This window comes from Actinophytocola sp. (assembly GCF_035942955.1).
In the GTDB taxonomy this organism is placed as follows: domain Bacteria; phylum Actinomycetota; class Actinomycetes; order Mycobacteriales; family Pseudonocardiaceae; genus DASYTH01.
Genome location: NZ_DASZCQ010000068.1, coordinates 1 through 17,178 on the forward strand (window position 1 = coordinate 1; position 17,178 = coordinate 17,178).

A 17,178-nucleotide genomic window follows, 5' to 3' on the forward strand; every position below is an offset into this window, starting at 1 on the left:
CGGCCGGATGTCGCGCAGCTCGGTGCCGTCGCCCGGCCGCGCCGAGCGGTGCACCCCGACCAGCCCGGCCGCGCGCGGGGGCAGCGGTCCCGGCGGCACGAGGGACACCGGCGGCAGCACCGTGCGGCGGCTCTCCTGCCCGACCACCGGGCCGAACGCCAGCAGGCCGTCCGGACCGGCCATCAGGTGGTCCGGGCGCAGCTCGACGCCCTCGCCCCAGGCGTCCCAGCGGACCCGGGTGCGCACCGTCGTCGCCGACGCCGGCAGCAGGTGCACCTGGCCGAGGCCGGTGCTGCCGGGCCGCGGCATCCGGATCGCGACCAGCTCGGTGCGCCGGCCCGGGTCGATCGACACCGTGAGCAGCTCGCTGCGGCCCTGCTCGGCCGAGCGGGGCCGCGGGTGCGCCGTCACCGCCGGCGTGCCGTGCGCGGCCACCCCGAGCGCGGCGCTGAGCAGCAGCGGGGCGCCGAGCAGGAGCAGGGCCGGCTGGTGGGCGACGAGGCCGGCCGCGACCAGACCCAGCCCGCACACCAGGCCGCGGGTCAGGGCGTCGGTGGTCCGCCAGCCGGCCGTGCCCTGGCTGCGCCGCGCCTGCATCCAGCGCAGTGCCCGGTGCTCGCGGATCATTTGGTGCTCGCCGGCCCCGGCACCGTGCCGAGCAGCTCGGTGACCACCTCGACGCCGGTGGTGCCGCTGCTCCAGGTCTCCGGCCGCATGGTCAGCCGGTGCGCGAGCGCGGCCACGGCGCAGCTCTTGACGTCCTCGGGCAGCACGAAGTCCCGGCCGTCCAGCACGGCCAGCGCCCGGGAGACCAGCAGCAGGGCCTGCGAGCCGCGCGGCGACGCCCCGACCTCCACGGCGCGGTGCCGGCGGGTGGCCGTGGCCAGCTCGACGCAGTAGCGCAGCACGTCCGGGTCGACGTCGACGAGCTCGACGCCCTGCTGCAGCCGGCGCAGGCGGGTGGCGTCGATGACCGGGTCGAGGTGGATCTCCTCGCGGCGCCGGTCTAGCCGCCGGCGCAGCACCTCGACCTCCTCGTCGACCGGCGGGTACCCGACGTCGAGGCGCAGCAGGAACCGGTCGAGCTGCGCCTCCGGCAGCGGGTAGGTGCCCTCGTACTCGATCGGGTTCGCCGTGGCCAGCACGTGGAACGGCGCCGGCAGCGGGAACGTCCGGCCCTCCACGGTGACCTGCCGCTCCTGCATGGCCTCGAGCAGCGCCGACTGGGTCTTCGGCGGGGTGCGGTTGATCTCGTCGGCCAGCAGCAGGCCGGTGAACAGCGGCCCCGGCCGGAACTGGAAGTCGCGCGCGTCCGGGTCGTAGACGAAGCTTCCGGTGACGTCGGCCGGCTGCAGGTCCGGGGTGCACTGCAGCCGCCGGAAGTCCAGCCCGAGCGCCTGGGCCAGCCCGCGGGCCATCATCGTCTTGCCGAGGCCCGGCACGTCCTCCAGCAGCACGTGGCCGCCGGCGAGGACCGCCGCAAGGGCCAGCCGGGTGGTCCGATCCCGGCCGACGATCACCGTGCCGAGCGCGGAGAGCACGGCGCTGGCCTCCGCCCCGATCTCGGCGACGTCCGGAATGTCCACAGTAGACCTGTCCGTGGTCATGGCGTCTCCAGTCGGGCGAGCAGCTCCGCCAGCCGGCGCGGTTCCGGCAGCCGGGCGTCCTTGTCGGTCAGCACCCGGTGCAGCTCGGGGCCGAGCGCCGCACGGGCGCGTGGATCGTCCACAGTGGTCAGATCCGCGGCGCCGGGCCGGGTGCGCAACACGGCCAGCGCGAGCCGCCGCAGCCGCGGCTGCAGCCGGGTGACGAAGCGGCGCTGGTCCTCGGCCGCCTCGGCCAGCCGCGCGGCGAGCATGCTGGCCTGCAGCTCGCCGGCGATGTCGGCCGGTCCGGGAACCGGCTCCCAGTTGGCGTCCGCCGCACCGGACAGCAACGCCGCCGGCAGCGCGATCGCCGCGACCGGCAACCCCAGCACGACCGCCCACCCCACCGGCACGGCGAACACATGGTTGGCGAACAACGCCGCCAGCACGGCACAGCCCACCGCGACGAGAACGGCTCGGCCGGCATTCATGGCGCCACCGGTTTCCGGCTCAGCTCCCGCACGATCTCGTCGAGCGCGGCGCGGGCCGCGGCCTCCTCGGCGGCGCCGACGGTGGCCGACGGGGCGAACCGGGCGCGCTGGTACAGCCGGCGCAACACGTCCAGCGCCGGCCCGACGGCGTCGAACCGGTCCACCAGCACGTCGGTGAACTCCGTCGGCGTCTGATGCGCCAGCCGGTGCGCGCCGCTGCCGGCCGCCGCCTCCTCCAGCTCCAGCCAGGCGGCGATCACCGCGTCCGACGGCGCCCCGCCCCGGTGCCGCTCCATGATCATCTGCGCCGCCCGCGCCGCGTGCAGCAGCCGCGCCCGCGGCACGTCCGCGCTCGGGTCGTCCTCCGCGGCCAGCACCGGCGTCGCCAGCCCCGGCCGGCGCAGCCGCCACCCGATCACGGAGAACACCACGGCCGCCACGATCGCCCCGGCCAGCAGGAACAACGGAATCAGCACGACCACCCAGGCCAGGACGGCCGCCCACCCGCCGGACCCCGGCTCGGCATCCGGATCGCTCGCCGCACCCCCCGGCGGCGTAAGATCGATCTCCGGTAACCGCAGAAACCCCAGCAACGGCTCCCCCTCCCCCACCGGCACCGCAGAGGCCCCCCGCGCCACCACGGCCGCCAACATCACCAGCGCCCCCACCGCAACCAACGCCGGCACCCGCCTCCTCATCCGTAGCAGCATGCCCCACCCCACCGCCATCGGCGTACCCGTTATCCACTCGCAACGTGTCCGGTCGACCGCAGCGGTCTCATGACTATGGGTCCGCGGCGGGACGCCGCTCGCCGTCTGGAGCGTCAGCGTGGTGATCCCGACCGGTGTTCTCAGCGGTGCTGGCTGAGCCGACGTGGATCGAGAGTCCCCACAGTTTCACGGTGAACGGGCGGCCGGAGCGGGCCAGGTGTCCGCGGGTGAACTCGCGAACCAGCACCACCGTCCAGGCAAGAAACAGCATGAAACCGACAAGCGCAAACCATGGACCGACACTTGTCGCAAGTTCGCCTAGCTGAGACCACACGGCGCACCTCCGCCCGCGCACCTCAACCTGAGATGCCCCAAAACGGAAAATGCCTCTCATCGCTGTCGGCCTGACAGCGCATGAGAGGCAAGTGGGCCTAGAAGTACTACATCCCGTCATGGGTGTCAACGCGCAACGTCGTCCAGCGGTTCCACGCACTATCAGATAGGTGGACGAAGGCGCCAGCGTGGCGCCGAAGGGTCGTGGCGGGGTGAGTAGGCGTGGAAGTGTGGGTTACCGGAACTATCCGGAGTCACCGACATCATCGCGGAGCGGGACGACGTCGGCTGGCGGCTGGTCGCTGGGGGCGGTCCCAACCGTTTCGCAGCCGTTCGTTCTGGCGTTCTCGGGTCGACGTCGCTGCGCACGCACAAAAGCAGGCGTACTCCCACGAAATGTCACGGTCTCCAGAGGTTGGTATGCCTCTGTCGAGGACCATGCGGAGGAGGACAGGGACGAGGCTAGGAGCAAGATCGACAACACCGAGAGCGCCCACGATCCGGTGATCACCGCGGACGTGGCGGGCGACATCGACACTCCTCTCCCTAAGGATCAAGGAGAGGAGGCCTGGGAAGATGTGGCACGCTATGGAACGATGTCAACCCACTCCTAAGGGATCCGTAAACTACGCATTCTTGCCCAGCTCGCCGCTGCGCTGCCAGCGAAGATTCGACCTTGCGACCGCGGCTACACGTCGCTTCTTGTCCGGCGCGACCCGCCGATAGCGGATGCTTGGGCAGCATCTGCCGAACCCTTGGCCCTGCTTAGAGACCCGCCACTGCCTTTGCCTGCCGCAGCACGGCTTCCAGCATTGCCGGGGTGAGTTTGCCGGTGAAGGTGTTCTGTTGGCTGACGTGGTAGCAGCCGAGGAGGTGGAGGGTGGGGCCGGTGTCGGTGGCCGCGAGTTCGACGTGGGTGGCGTGGGCGAAGCGGGGGGTGGGGCGGGGGATGCGCCATGCGGTGGCGGACAGGGCGGGGAGGAGGGACTGCCAGCCGAAGGCGCCGAGGACGACGATGGCGCGGAGGGTGGGGCGGAGCAGGGCCAGCTCTTGGGTGAGCCAGGGGCGGCAGGTGTCGCGCTCGACGGGGGTGGGTTTGTTGGCGGGTGGGGCGCAGCGGACGGGGGCGGTGATGCGGGTGCCGAACAGCGTGAGGCCGTCGTCGCGGTGGACGGCGGTGGGTTGGGAGGCCAGGCCTACGGCGTGCAGTGCGGCGTAGAGGACGTCGCCGGAGCGGTCGCCGGTGAACATCCGGCCGGTGCGGTTGGCGCCGTGCGCGGCGGGGGCGAGGCCGACGATGGCCAGCGCGGCGTCGGGCGGGCCGAAGCCGGGCACGGGGCGGGCCCAGTAGGTCTGGTCGGCGAAGGCGGCGCGTTTGACCCTGCCGACCTCCTCGCGCCAGGCCACCAGCCGGGGGCAGGCGCGGCACTCGGTCACCTGCCGGTCGAGCTCGGCCAGGTCCGACGGCGTGGTGCGCATGCCCGCATTGTCGTTGGCAGCTGTGAACTGGCAACACGTAGGGTGCGGTCATGACAGCCGAGAACGGGAAGTCCGAGAAGCCGGCGGAGGAGCAGCCGGCCCGCGAGCCGGCCGACGATCTGGTCACGACGTCGCACTCGCTGACCATCAAGCGCCGCAAGCTGAACTACACCGTCACGACCGGGCGGATCGTCCTGCGCGAGGAGGTGGTGACCGACGGCAAGTTCGACGGGCACCGGCCCAAGGCGGAGGTGTTCCTCACCGCGTACACGGTGGACGGTGCGGACCCGACAAGGCGGCCGGTGACGTTCGCGTTCAACGGCGGCCCCGGATCGTCCAGCGTCTGGCTGCATCTCGGGCTGCTCGGGCCGCGCCGGGTGGTCTCCGGGGACGCCGGCGACCCGGCGCCGCCGCCGTACGAGCTGGTGGACAACGCCGAAACCCTGCTGGCGCACAGCGATCTGGTGTTCATCGACCCGGTGTCCACCGGCTACTCCCGGCCCGTCGAGGGCGAGAAGGCCGGCGACTACCACGGTTTCCAGGGTGACATCGAGTCGGTCGGCGAGGTCATTCGACTGTGGACATCGCGCAACGGCAGGTGGATGTCGCCGAAGTTCCTTGCCGGCGAGTCGTACGGCACCACCCGCGCCGGCGGCCTTGCGCTGCACCTGCAGTCCCGGTACGGCATGTACCTCAACGGGCTGATCCTGATCTCCCTGGCGCTGGACTTCGGCGCGCTCGTATTCAGCGAGGGGAACGACCAGCCGTACCCGCTGTTCCTGCCGACGTACGCGGCGATCGCGCACTACCACGGCAAGCACGGCGACCGGCCGCTCCGCGAGGTGCTTGCCGAGGCCGAGCGGTACGCCGAGCGGGAGTACCCCGCGGTGCTGGCCCGCGGAAATCGACTGTCCACAGCGGAGCGTTCGGAGGCCGTTGCCACGCTCGCCCGGCTGACCGGCGCGTCCGAGGACTTCGTTGACCGGGCGAACCTGCGCATGGAGCACATCCGGTTCTACACCGAGCTGCTGCGCGATCAACGGCTGGTGGTCGGCCGGCTGGACGGCCGGTTCACCGGCTGGGACGCCGACTACGCCCGCGAGCACTGGACCGACGACCCGTCGATCTCGGCGATCATGGGTCCGTACACCGCGGCGCTGAACCACTACCTGCACGCCGAGCTCGAGTACACCAACGACCTGCCGTACGAGATCCTCAGCTTCGACGTGAACAGCTCGTGGTCCTACAAGGAGTTCGAGAACTCACACGTCACGGTCACCGAAAAGCTGGCAAGGGCCATGCGGGCCAACCCGCACATGAAGGTGCACGTCGGCTCCGGCTACCACGACGGCGCCACCCCCTACTTCGGCACCGACCACGTCCTGGCCCACCTGTCCATTCCGGACTCCATGCGGGAGAACATCTCCACCGCCTACTACGAGGCGGGGCACATGATGTACGTCCACGAGCCCAGCCGGCTGCAGCAGTCCAAGGACCTCGCGGAGTTCGTCAAGGCCGCCGCCAACCGCTGACGAGAAAGGTGGCCGCCGTCCACTGGGGACGGTGGCCACCTTTCGGTCAACAACTACAGGAAGTCACGGCCGCGGGTGACGGCGGCCCAGGCGTCGACGGAACCGTGTCCGTAGAAGCCGTTGAACTGCAAGGTGCCCGTGCAGGTGGCGGTGAAGCTGGCGTCGCGACCCTCGTCGAGGTAGTCGACGGTCGGCGGCACCGGGCACGGGATCTTGAAGGCGGTGCCCTCGAGAACCCGCTGCACCGCGTCGGGGTTCATGCTGGCGTCCCCGCGGGCGAACCGGCCGTACTGGCTGACGATCAGCGCGGACACGCCGGTGGCGTGCGGTGAGGCCATCGAGGTGCCCTGCAGGAACTGGTAGTACCCGCAGACGTCGCCCCGGCAGTCCTTCTGCACACCCAGCGCGACACCCTGCTCGGTGATGTTGCCGTCGGCGTCGATGTTGCCCTCGGCCACACCGACGTGCCGCGGGTAGGCCGACAGGATCATGTTCTCGTTGGTGCGGAACTGCGGCGTGCCGAAGTAGTCGCGGAACCACCCGCCCGGCGCCGACACGTTGATCTGCTCGAGACCGTAGTTGGAGTAGTCGGCCTTCTTCTGCGACGGGCCGTACGCGGCCACGCCGATCGCGTGCGGACCCTCGATCGGCAGCGACAGGCAGGTGGCGTTGTCGATCGTGCGGGCCGGGTCGTGCGCCGTGCCGTCCGGGTAGTCCGGGCTGGTCGCGTCCGGCTGCGGGTTGCCGAGGTCGGTGTGCTGGTTGCCGAGCGAGACGACCTGGGTGACCCCGTGGCGGAACGCGTAGTTCATCGCACGCGAGACGGCCCGGGTGATCAGCCGCTGCTCGGCCTGCTGCTCTGGCGTGTCGGCCGGGTTGCTCTGGCAGTTGTACAGCCAGGGGTCGACGAAGAACGACATGTTGACCACGTCGATTCCGGCGTCGCCGGCGTAGGTCAGCGCGTCGACGGTCGGCTGCAGGAAGAAGAACCCGGAGTCCTGGCCGGCGCGGATGTTCACCAGCGTGACGTTCGGCGCGACGCCGGAGACGCCCAACCCGTTGGCGGCGGCGGCAATGGTGCCGGCCACGTGCGAGCCGTGCGCGCCGTCGTCCCAGTCGGCCGGGTCGACGCAGCCGCGGAACTCACACGGCCCGTCCACCTCCTGACCGAGCTCGTCGAACGGGATGTCGATGGTGAAGTTGCGGGACAGCTCGCGGTCCAGGTTGGGCGCGAGGTCCGGGTGGCTGCCGTCGATGCCGGTGTCGATCACACCGATCTTGACCCGCCGGTCGCCGGCCTGCTTGGTCCGCGACAGGTTCGAGCGCACCGCGGTGAGGCCCCACAGCTGCCCGTCGAGCGGGTCCATGCCCGCGGTGGCGGCGGGCGCCGCCTTGGTCGACGCGGCCGCGCCCTGCCGGTTCTCCTTCTCGACCACGTCCGCGCGCGGCGCCTTGCGGGCCGTTGGGGCCCGGCCGATCACCTTGGCCGGAGCCGCCACGTCCACCGCGGCGGACCGCGCAAGCCGCGCGGTGAAACCGTTCTGCGGCGCCTTCGCGGTGAGCAGCCCGGCGGCCCGGTTGCTCCGGACCACGGTGCCGCCCGCGGCGCGCACCGCGGCCTCGACCGCTCCGAGGCTGGCCCCGTCCTTGGCGAGCACGTTGTACTCCACCGTCCTGCCGGACAGCGCCGGCGCGGCGCTCGCCGCCGGCGTCGCGAACACCAGCCCGGTGATCACCACCGGCGTGGTCATCAGGGCCAGCACGGTCTTTCGTCGCTCCACGCGAACTCTCCTCGCTCTCTGCTTTCCCATCGCCCCGACTGTCGCCCGAAACTTAGGGCACGACCGACCTTTCCTCCGCGAAGTGACACGCACTGGGGTGGCCACCGCCGCGGGGAACCAACTCCGGCACCTCGTCCGCGCAGACGTCCGCGGCCTTCCAGCACCGGGTGCGGAACCGGCATCCCGACGGCGGATCCACCGGGCTGGGCACGTCGCCCTCGAGGCGGATCACCTGGCGCTGGCCGCGCAGCGTGGGATCCGGCACCGGCACCGCCGACAGCAGCGCCTGCGTGTACGGGTGCATCGGATGCTCGTAGATCTCCTCCTCGGTGCCGATCTCGACGATCTTGCCGAGGTACATCACCGCGACCCGGTCGGACAGGTGCCGCACCACGGACAGATCGTGTGCGATGAACACATAGGACAGTCCGAACTCGTCCTGCAGCTCGCCGAGCAGGTTCATCACCTGCGCCTGGATCGACACGTCCAAAGCGGACACCGGCTCGTCGCAGATGATCACCTTGGGCCGCAGGGCGAGCGCCCGTGCGATGCCGATGCGCTGGCGCTGACCGCCGGAGAACTGGTGCGGGTACCGGTTGATGTGCTCCGGGTTGAGCCCGACCACCTCGAGCAGGTCCCGCACCCGGCCGGCCCGCGACCCCTTGGGCGCGACCTCCGGGTGGATCTCGAACGGCTCGCCGACGATGTCGCCCACCGTCATGCGCGGGTTCAGCGAGGTGTACGGGTCCTGCAGCACGATCTGGATGTCGCGGCGCAGCCGGCGCAGCTCCGCGCCGCGCATCCGGAAGATCTCCCGGCCCTCGAACGAGGCCGAGCCGCTCGTCGGCGGCTCGAGGCGCATCAGCACCTGGGCCAAAGTGGACTTCCCGCAGCCCGACTCGCCGACCACGCCGAGCGTCTCGCCCGCCTTCAGGTCGAACGACACCCCGTCGACCGCGCGCACGTACCCGACGGTGCGCTTGAACAGCACGCCCACCCGGACCGGAAAGTGCTTGACCAGGTCGCGCACGTCGAGGATCGGCTCCCCGGCAGCAACCTCAGCCACCGGCAACCACCTCCTCGGCGAAATGGCAGGCGCTCGTGCGGCCGAGGCCCAGCCGGACCTGGCGGGGCACCTCGGACCGGCAGACATCCTCTGCCCGCCGGCACCTCGGATGGAAGGGGCATCCGGAGGGAATATTGAGCAGGCTCGGCGGCAGGCCCTTGATGGTGTTCAGCGTCTGGCCGCGCAGGTCCAGTCGGGGTAACGACTCCAGCAGCGCGGCGGTATACGGATGGCCCGGCGAGTGGTAGAGCGATGCCGCGTCGGCCTGCTCGACGATCCGCCCGGCGTACATCACCGCGATCCGGTCGGCAACTTCGGCCACCACCCCGAGGTCATGGGTGATCAGGATCAGGCCCATCTTGCGGTCCGCCTGGATCTCGGCGAGCAGGTCCATGATCTGCGCCTGCACGGTGACGTCCAGCGCGGTCGTCGGCTCGTCGGCGATGAGCATCTCCGGGTCGAGCGCCAGCGACATGGCGATCATCGCGCGCTGCCGCATGCCGCCGGAGAACTCGTGCGGGTACTGCCGCACCCGGCGCCGGGCGTTCGGGATCCGGACCAGATCGAGTAGCTCCACCGCGCGCCTGCGGGCCTCCGCGCGGCTGAGGCCGAGCCTGATGCGCAGCTGCTCCTCGATCTGGAACCCGACGGTGAACACCGGGTTCAGCGCCGAGAGGGCATCCTGGAAGATCATCGCGATGCCCTCGGCGCGCACCTCGCGCCGCCGCTCCTCGGTGGCGGTGAGCAGGTCCTCGCCGTGGTACCGGATCGAGCCGCCGGTGATCACCGCGGGCGGCATGTCCAGTATGCCCATGATGGTCTGCGCGGTGACGCTCTTGCCGGAGCCGGACTCGCCGAGCACCGCAAGGGTCTCCCCGGCCTCGACGTGATAGCTCACGCCGTTGAGCACCTTGGCCACGCCGTCCCTGGTGTGGAACTCGACGTGCAGGTTCTCGACCTCCAGCAGCGGCGCGGTCGGCATCGCGCCCGGCTCGGCGCCGCCGATCATCGACCGTTGGTTGAATGCGGGCATCCGGCTACCTCAGCTTCGGGTCGAGCGCCTCGCGCACGGCGTCGCCGAGCATGACGAAGGCGAGCACGGTCGCGGTCAGGAAACCCGCCGGGAACAGCAGCAGGTGCGGGGCGATCCGGATGTAGTCGCGGGAGTCGGCGATCATCACGCCCCAGGACACGACCGGCGGGCGCAGGCCGATGCCGAGGAACGACAGGGTCGCCTCGACGCCGATGAACGCGCCGAGCGCGATCGTGGCGTACACCAGCACCGGCGCCAGCGTGTTGGGCAGCAGGTGGCGCACGATCACCCGGCGCGCGCTTGCGCCGAGCGCCCGTGCCGCCCGCACGTAGTCCTGCTGCTTGGCGCTGATCGCCGCCGAGCGCATGATCCGCATGGCCACCGGCCAGGACAGCACCGACATGGACAGCACCACGAGCGCGACGATCTTCACCACGTTCGTCGACCCGCTGGCCCGGAACGTGGTGAGGATGACGATCGCGCCGAGCACGAACGGCAGCCCGAAGAAGATGTCCGCGATCCGGGACAGCAGCCCGTCCACCCAGCCGCCGGCGTACCCGGCGACGATCCCGAGCGTGCCGCCGAGCAGCACGGTCAGCAGGGTGGCCAGCACGCCGACCACGACCGACGCCCTGGCCCCGTAGATCACCCTGGCGTAGATGTCGGCGCCCTGGTTGTCGTAGCCGAACCAGGCCTGCGACGACGGGCCCTCGCGGCTGCGGGACAGCTCGGCGTGCGTCGGGTCCACCGAGGTGAACAGCCCGGGGAAGGCGGCCATCACCAGGATCAGCAGGATCAGCGCGGACGAGATCAGGAACAGCGGGCGCCTGCGCAGGTCGTGCCAGGCGTCCGAGGCCAGGCTGCGCGGCTTGCCCGGCTTCGTCTCGACCTGCTCGGCGGCGGTGACGAAGTCGGCGGCGGACTCGGCCACCGCGGCGCCGCTGGCGGCGGCGGTCGGGTCAGTCATAGCGGATCCTCGGGTCGAGCACGGCGTAGAGCAGGTCGACGATCAGGTTGGCCAGCAGGTAGACCAGCACCAGCAGCGTGACGATGCCGGTGACGGTGACCGCCTCCTGGGCCCCGATCGCCCGGTAGACCAGGTTGCCGATGCCCTTGATGTCGAAGATGCCCTCGGTCACGATCGCGCCGCCCATCAGGGCGCCGACGTCGGTGCCGAGGAACGTGATCACGGGGATGGCGGAGTTGCGCAGCATGTGCACGGCGACGACGCGCCGCTGCGGCTGGCCCTTGGCCACCGCGGTGCGCACGTAGTCGGCCCGCTTGTTCTCCGCGATCGAGGTCCTGGTCAGCCTGGTCACGTAGGCCATGGACAGGCTGCCGAGCACGAAGCCGGGGACGATCAGCTGCTCCCACGGCGCGCCGGAGGAGACCACCGGCTTGATCCAGCCCAGCTGGAACCCGAGTGCGATCTGCAGCACGAATCCCGTGACGAACACCGGAATGGAGATCAGGAACAGCGTCGACACCAGCACCAGGTTGTCGAGGTAGCTCCGGCCGCGCAGGCCGGTCAGCACGCCGGCGACCAGGCCGATCACCGCCTCGATGGCCAGCGCCATCAGGGCCAGCTTGATCGTGTTCGGGTAGGCGTTGCCGATCAGGGTGCCGACCGACTGGTCCTTGTAGTTCACCCCGAAGTCGCCCTGCAGCAGGCCGACCATGTACTTGCCGTACTGCACGAGAAGGGGGTCGTCGAGGTTGAACTTGTCCCGCATCGCGGTGATGTAGGAGTCCGGGCAGGGCCGCTCCCCGCACTTTCCGGCGAACGGGTCGCCGGGCAGGCTCCACACCAGCCAGTACATCAGGAAGGTCGTTCCGATGAACACCGGGACGAGCTGTAGCAGTCGCCTCAGGACGTAGCGGCCCATGACTTCTCCAAACCCGTTTCCGGGTCGGGATGCGAAGCCGCAGCCCGACCCGGAAACCGACGGTCGTCGCTACTTCTTGACGATCACGGAGGAGAGGTCGAGCTCACGCAGACCGGTGAGCCGAACCTTGTCGACCCGGTCGGACCAGACGAACTGGCTGGTCTGGTTCCACAGCGGGATGGTCGGCATGTCCTGGGCCACCAGCCGCTCCGCCTCCTGGTAGAGCTTGTTGGCCTCCTCGATGCTGGTCGCGGCGTCGGCCTGAGCCAGCTTGGCGTCGACCTCCTTGTTGGAGTACTCGCCGTCGTTGGACGACCCGCCCGTGCGCAGCAGCGGGTTGAGCCAGTTCTCGATGCTCGGGTAGTCGGCCAGCCAGCCCGCCCGGTAGATCTGGGTCATCTGGCGCGCGTTGGCCTTCTGCCGGATCTCGGAGAACTTCTGCACCGGCACGAAGGTGCACTCCAGCCCGATGGCGTTCTTGATGCTGTTGCAGGTGGCGGTGATCCACTCCTTGTGCCCGCCGTCGGTGTTGCTGGTGATCTCGATGCCACCGGTGTAGCCGGACTTGGCCAGGTACTCCTTGGCCTTGGTCGGGTTGTAGGTGCAGAACTCACCGCACTGGCCCTTGACGTAGCCGGGCACCGCCGGGTTGACCCAGCCGTCGGCCGGGGTCCGGGTCCCCTCGAAGATCTTCTGGGTGATCTCCTCGCGGTTGATCGCCATCGAGATCGCCTTGCGCAGGTCGGCGTTCTTGTACTTGGGGTCGTAGAGCGGGAAGGCCAGCGTCTGGTTGCCCTGGTACGGCTGCGACCCGTTGCGGTCCGGGAAGTCGGTCTTGTACTTGCCACCGGCGATGCCCGACGGCGGAACGGTGTGCAGGAAGTCCAGCTCGTTGGACGCCACGGCCGCGTACGCCGCCTCGAGGCCCTCGAAGAACGTGAACGTCAGGTCCTTGAAGTGCGGTTTGTCCTGGCCCTGGTACTCGTCGAACCGGGTCAGCTTCACGTTCTGGTTCGGCACCCGGGAGACGAACTTGAACGGGCCATTTCCGATCGGGTTCGCCTCGAACGCCTTTTGATCCTTGAAGAACGCGTCGGGCAGCGGCATGAACGCGCTGTATCCAACTGTTAATGGGAATACCGAGAACGGCTCCGCGGTGGTCGCCTCGAACGTGTAGTCATCAATGATCTTAAGGCCGGACATCGTCTTCGAGGTCGGCTCCGGGGCCTTCTGCGGCCCGTCCGTGCCGTCCGGATCCTCGGTGTGCACGTCCTCGTAGCCCTGGATGTTGGCGAAGAAGCTGCCGGTCTGCGCGCCGTTGGGACTGTAGGCGGTCCAGTTCCAGGCGTCGACGAAGTTCTTCGCCTTCACCTCGGTGCCGTCGTGGAACTTCCAGCCCTTCTTGAGCTTGATCGTGAAGGTCTTGGAGTCCTTGGTCTCGATGGACTCGGCGTTGGACATCTTGGACTCGGAGGTCACCGGGTCATACGTGGTCAGGCCGGTGAACAGGGCGTTGATGATCGCTCCGCCGCCGGTCTCGTTCGTGTTGCCGGGCACGAGCGGGTTCTCGGGCTCGGTACCGAACGTCGAGATCGCGCCGTTGGGGTCGCCGGTGTCCTCGGCCGCGCCACCCGCGCCGCCACCACCGCCACCCTCGTCGCTCGAGCCGCAGCCCGAAACCGCTAACGCGAGCGAGAGCGGCACCACCACTCCCACCAGCCAGCGCGTCCTACGCATGAGGTTCCTCCAAGATCTTCACGACACCCTCGACGCCTGCCGCCGACTCGGTCACATGCCGGTACCGCCCGGAATGTGAGAGGAAGCTAACTGGCACCGTGAGTCGAACTCACCTTCAGGCAAGTCACAAAGAAGTCACAATCGCCGGAAATTGCGCCGTTCGGCCGCTACCCGGATGGGGAGAACGGCGGTAACTGAAACCGTCCTCAGAGCAATGACAGCGCTATGCCATCCAGAATGTCGTGCTCGCTGACCAGAAGTTCGCGAATTTCCGCGCGGGCGTAAAGCTCCTCGGCGATCACCTGGGTGATCAGCGCGCCGCCGCCGATGACGTCGACCCGGCCGGGGTGGATCGCCCGGTTGGCGGCCCGCTCGTCGTGGCTGGCGGCCAGCAGCAGCTCGGCGGTGCGGCGGATCTCGGCGAGGGACAGCCGGGACAGGTGGGTCCGCTCCGCGTCGTACTCCGGCAGGCCCTGGGCCACCGCGGACAGCGTGGTGATGGTGCCGGCGACGCCCACCCAGGTCCGGGCGTCGGCAACCGGCACGGCGGCGAACCCCTCGGCCAGGATCCGGGTGGCCAGCTCGCGGGCGGCCGCCACCTCGCCGGCGGTCGGCGGGTCGCCGCGCAGGCAGCGCTCGGTGATCCGCACGCAGCCGATGTCCACCGAGCGGGCCGCCCTGATCTCGGCCTTGGCGCCGTCCCAGGTGCCCACCACGAGCTCGGTCGAGCCGCCCCCGATGTCAGCCACGATGAACGGGCCGTCGCCGGGATCGAGGTCGCCGACGGCGCCGGTGAACGACAGCCGGGCCTCCTCGTCGCCGCTGATCACCTCGGCCTCGACGCCGAGCACGTCGCGGGTCATCGAGAAGAACTCGTCGCGGTTGCCGGCGTCCCGGGTGGCCGACGTGGCCACCATGCGGACCCGCTCGGCCCCCTTGCGCCGCGCGATCAGCGCGTAGTCGGCGAGCGCGTCGCGGGTGCGCATCAGGGCGGCGATGGACAGCCGGCCGGTGGCGTCGACGCCCTCGCCGAGCCGGACGATCCGCATCTCCCGGTGCACGTCCCGCAGCCAGGACGAGCCGTCGTCGCGCCGCGCCACGTCCGCGACGAGCAGCCGGATCGAGTTCGTCCCACAGTCGATCGCCGCAACCCTTGGCATGCGGCCAGCCTAGTGACCGTGACCTCCGGCTACGGCCCGGTGGGGCTGGTCGGGACGTCGGCCGGCGAGCTCTGCTGCTCCGAGGACGTGGTGGTCTCGTCGGCGGTCGTGCTGCTCGGCGCGCTGTCCGTCGTGGTGGTCGTGGGATCGGAGCTGGGCGGCGTGTCCGAGCCGCCGCCGGTGGAGCCCGTCGACGTCGGCGGCTGCGTGGTGGTGCTGCTCGACGGTGGGGTCGTCGGGGTCGTCGTGCAGCCCGGCGGCGGTGGCGTCGGCGTGGTGCTCGACGTCGGGCTGGACGTCGGTGGCGGCGTCGACGGCGGGCACGGCGGCGTGGTCGTCGTCGGCGGCGTGGTCGTCGTCGTGGTGGTGGTCGTGGTCGTCGTGCCGCCACCGCCGGTGTTGTTGCCCTGGTTCGGGTCGATCGCGCCGTTGGAGCCCTGCTGGAACGCCGGCAGGGTGGGCACCGGGGTGCTCGGCAGCGGGGTCACACCGTTGGCGTAGGCGTCCGCCCAGACCAGCACCGTGCGCACGTAGGTGTCGGAGTGGTTGTAGCGGAACACGGCCACCGCCCGCTGCTGCGGGTTGGCCAGGTCCAGGCCGCCGGAGCACAGGTACTTGCCGGCGGCGAGGGTGGCGTCGAAGACGTTGTGCGGGTTGGACACCCGGTCGCCGTTGCCGTCCGACGCGTAGCCCCGCCAGGTCGACGGGATGAACTGCATCGCGCCGACCGCCCGGTCCCACCGGGGGTCACCGTCGTAGGTTCCGCCGTCGGTGTCCGAGATGGCCGCGAAGCCGCCGCCGTTGAGCACCGGCCCGAGGATCGGGCGCACCGTGTCGCCGTTGGCGAACACCTGGCCGCCGCGCGCGTGGTTGGACTCGATGCGGCCGATGGCGGCCAGCAGCGACCAGTGCAGGTGGCAGTTGGGCTGCTGGGTGGCCAGCGTGTCGGCCGCGCGCTGGTAGGCCTGCAGCAGGATGCCCGGGATGCCGAGCGGGCCGACCGGCAGGTCGAGGCCGTCCTGGGCGAGCAGGTCCGGGTTGCCGGCGTCGCGCAACAGGTCGGCGCCGATCTTGTCGGTCTCGGACAGCTTGCCGTCGGCGCCGACGGTGCTCGGATCGGCAAGGCCCACGAGCCCCCGGCCGGCGTCGCCGAGCGCGCCGACGTCGGCCGACTCGGCGACCGGTTCCCCGGCCACCACGACCGGGACCAGCAGCACCGCGCCGGCCGCCGCCGCGATCTTGCGGCGTCTGCGGCGCAGGCGGTGATTGGCCGCTTTCGCTCGGATCTCCTTCTTCGCCGCGCCCACGTGGATCGCCCCTTGCTTGCTCGCCGGCCGGTGCCGGCCCGGTGACTCTCGTCCGGTTGCCCAGACTGCCTTACATGTCGCCGTAGGTCACCATTTCACGGATCACGGTTACCGGAAAGGGCCACTAGTCGGTGAACACTGCCCTTTCGGCCGACCTCCAGTCCCCTAATGTCGTACTCCAGGACAGGTAACGGCTCAGTGAGCCGTGCACGGACCGGCCGGCCACTCGTCGGCCAGCAGCGCGAGCACCTCGTCGCCGAACGGGTTGACCCCGGGCCCGGCAGCGAGCGCATGGGCGACGTGGACGTGCAGGCACTTGACCCTACCCGGCATGCCACCGGCGCTGACCTCGGTTCCCAGCGGCTCGATCGCGTCGCGTTCGGCCAGGTAGGCGCGGTGCGCGGCGAGGTAGGCGGCGGCAAGCTCCGGATCGGCGCCCAGCCGCTCGGTCATCCGCCGCATCAGCCCGCTCGCCTCGAGCCGGCTGACCAGTGCGGTCAACCGCGGGCAGGTCAGGTAGTACAGCGTGGGGAACGGGCTGCCGTCGGGCAGCCGCGGGTGCGTCTGGACCACCGTGGGATGCCCGATCGGGCAGCGGTGCACGACCGCGCGCAGCGCGCGCGGCTCGCGCCCGAGCTGCCGCGCGACCTCCGCCCGGTCCGCCTCGGTGATCATCGGCTGGAGCTGGTGACCGTGTCCCAGAGCGTCTCGAACCAGGACTGCTGCTGCGGGGACTGCTGCGCAGGCTGGCCGGCGCCCGGCCCGCCATGATCACCCGGCAGCTCGACCACGTACGGGGTCTCGCCGGGGCGCACGTAGCGCAGCCGCCGCCGCGCCTCGGCCTCCACCTGTGCCGGGTCGTCGAGCTGGGCCTTGCGCTGCTCGAGCTGCTCGACCTGGGCGCGCAGCTCGGCCTGGCGCTGCTCCTGGATCTCCACCTCGGCGCGCTGCCCGAGGTAGGTGCGCAGCGGCACGGCCACGCTCAGCGCGAGCGCGCACACCACGATCGCCAGCATCGCCGCGCGCCGCGTGGTGGACAGGCCGAGCACGGCGGCCGGGCGGCGCCTGGCCTTCGGC

15 protein-coding genes and 1 pseudogene are annotated in these 17,178 nt (G+C 70.6%); 1 reads left to right on the plus strand and 15 read right to left on the minus strand.

Going from position 1 to position 17,178, the window contains the following annotated elements; translation table 11 throughout:
* The 5 genes and pseudogenes from VGX25_RS07065 to VGX25_RS07085 form a co-directional block, all read right to left on the minus strand.
* A pseudogene (locus tag VGX25_RS07065) lies at positions 1-627 on the minus strand (DUF58 domain-containing protein); the annotation flags it as partial.
* Positions 624-1,607: a MoxR family ATPase gene (locus VGX25_RS07070; RefSeq protein WP_326916802.1), complete on the minus strand. Its 984-nt coding sequence runs from the start codon at positions 1,605-1,607 to the stop codon at positions 624-626. The pseudogene VGX25_RS07065 and the gene VGX25_RS07070, both read right to left, overlap by 4 nt.
* A complete protein-coding gene (locus VGX25_RS07075; protein ID WP_326916803.1) occupies positions 1,604-2,077 on the minus strand; it encodes a hypothetical protein in 474 nt (157 codons plus the stop codon). The genes VGX25_RS07070 and VGX25_RS07075 overlap by 4 nt, the downstream gene beginning before the upstream one ends.
* The gene (locus VGX25_RS07080; protein ID WP_326916804.1) at positions 2,074-2,775 is read right to left on the minus strand and encodes a DUF4129 domain-containing protein; all 702 of its coding nucleotides are present in this window, start codon (positions 2,773-2,775) and stop codon (positions 2,074-2,076) included. The genes VGX25_RS07075 and VGX25_RS07080 overlap by 4 nt, the downstream gene beginning before the upstream one ends.
* A 1,110-nt stretch (positions 2,776-3,885) precedes the next feature.
* Entirely contained in the window at positions 3,886-4,599 is a 714-nt protein-coding gene (locus VGX25_RS07085; RefSeq protein ID WP_326916805.1) for a uracil-DNA glycosylase, read from the minus strand.
* A 50-nt stretch (positions 4,600-4,649) separates the two neighbouring features.
* Between VGX25_RS07085 and VGX25_RS07090 the strand changes: the two genes are divergently transcribed.
* Positions 4,650-6,131 carry a S10 family peptidase gene (locus VGX25_RS07090; protein WP_326916806.1) on the plus strand — a complete coding sequence of 494 codons (1,482 nt, stop codon included), beginning with the start codon at positions 4,650-4,652 and terminating at the stop codon, positions 6,129-6,131.
* 53 nt (positions 6,132-6,184) lie between these two features.
* Here the strand turns inward: VGX25_RS07090 and VGX25_RS07095 are convergent, their stop codons facing one another.
* From VGX25_RS07095 to VGX25_RS07140, 10 genes are all read right to left on the minus strand, one after another.
* Positions 6,185-7,882: a S8 family peptidase gene (locus tag VGX25_RS07095; RefSeq protein ID WP_326916814.1), complete on the minus strand. Its 1,698-nt coding sequence runs from the start codon at positions 7,880-7,882 to the stop codon at positions 6,185-6,187.
* An 82-nt stretch (positions 7,883-7,964) separates the two neighbouring features.
* Positions 7,965-8,978, minus strand: a complete 1,014-nt coding sequence (locus VGX25_RS07100) for a dipeptide ABC transporter ATP-binding protein (protein WP_326916807.1) — start codon at positions 8,976-8,978, stop codon at positions 7,965-7,967.
* A complete protein-coding gene (locus VGX25_RS07105) occupies positions 8,971-9,960 on the minus strand; it encodes an ABC transporter ATP-binding protein (RefSeq protein WP_326916815.1) in 990 nt (329 codons plus the stop codon). The genes VGX25_RS07100 and VGX25_RS07105 overlap by 8 nt, the downstream gene beginning before the upstream one ends.
* Positions 9,961-10,015: 55 nt before the next feature.
* A complete protein-coding gene (locus VGX25_RS07110) occupies positions 10,016-10,978 on the minus strand; it encodes an ABC transporter permease (RefSeq protein ID WP_326916808.1) in 963 nt (320 codons plus the stop codon).
* Entirely contained in the window at positions 10,971-11,897 is a 927-nt protein-coding gene (locus VGX25_RS07115) for an ABC transporter permease (protein WP_326916809.1), read from the minus strand. The genes VGX25_RS07110 and VGX25_RS07115 overlap by 8 nt, the downstream gene beginning before the upstream one ends.
* Before the next feature lie 69 nt (positions 11,898-11,966).
* A complete protein-coding gene (locus VGX25_RS07120; RefSeq protein ID WP_326916810.1) occupies positions 11,967-13,634 on the minus strand; it encodes an ABC transporter substrate-binding protein in 1,668 nt (555 codons plus the stop codon).
* A 206-nt stretch (positions 13,635-13,840) separates the two neighbouring features.
* Positions 13,841-14,794 (minus strand): Ppx/GppA phosphatase family protein, encoded by a 954-nt coding sequence (locus VGX25_RS07125; RefSeq protein ID WP_326916811.1) that lies wholly within the window; start codon positions 14,792-14,794, stop codon positions 13,841-13,843.
* Positions 14,795-14,823: 29 nt separating this feature from the next.
* On the minus strand, positions 14,824-16,101 hold the full coding sequence (locus tag VGX25_RS07130; protein ID WP_326916812.1) for a lytic transglycosylase domain-containing protein: 1,278 nt from the start codon (positions 16,099-16,101) through the stop codon (positions 14,824-14,826).
* A gap of 195 nt (positions 16,102-16,296) precedes the next feature.
* On the minus strand, positions 16,297-16,776 hold the full coding sequence (locus VGX25_RS07135) for a DUF501 domain-containing protein (protein WP_326916813.1): 480 nt from the start codon (positions 16,774-16,776) through the stop codon (positions 16,297-16,299).
* Entirely contained in the window at positions 16,773-17,150 is a 378-nt protein-coding gene (locus VGX25_RS07140) for a septum formation initiator family protein (RefSeq protein WP_326916816.1), read from the minus strand. Before VGX25_RS07140 ends, VGX25_RS07135 begins: the two co-directional genes overlap by 4 nt.
* Positions 17,151-17,178 lie beyond the last annotated feature (28 nt).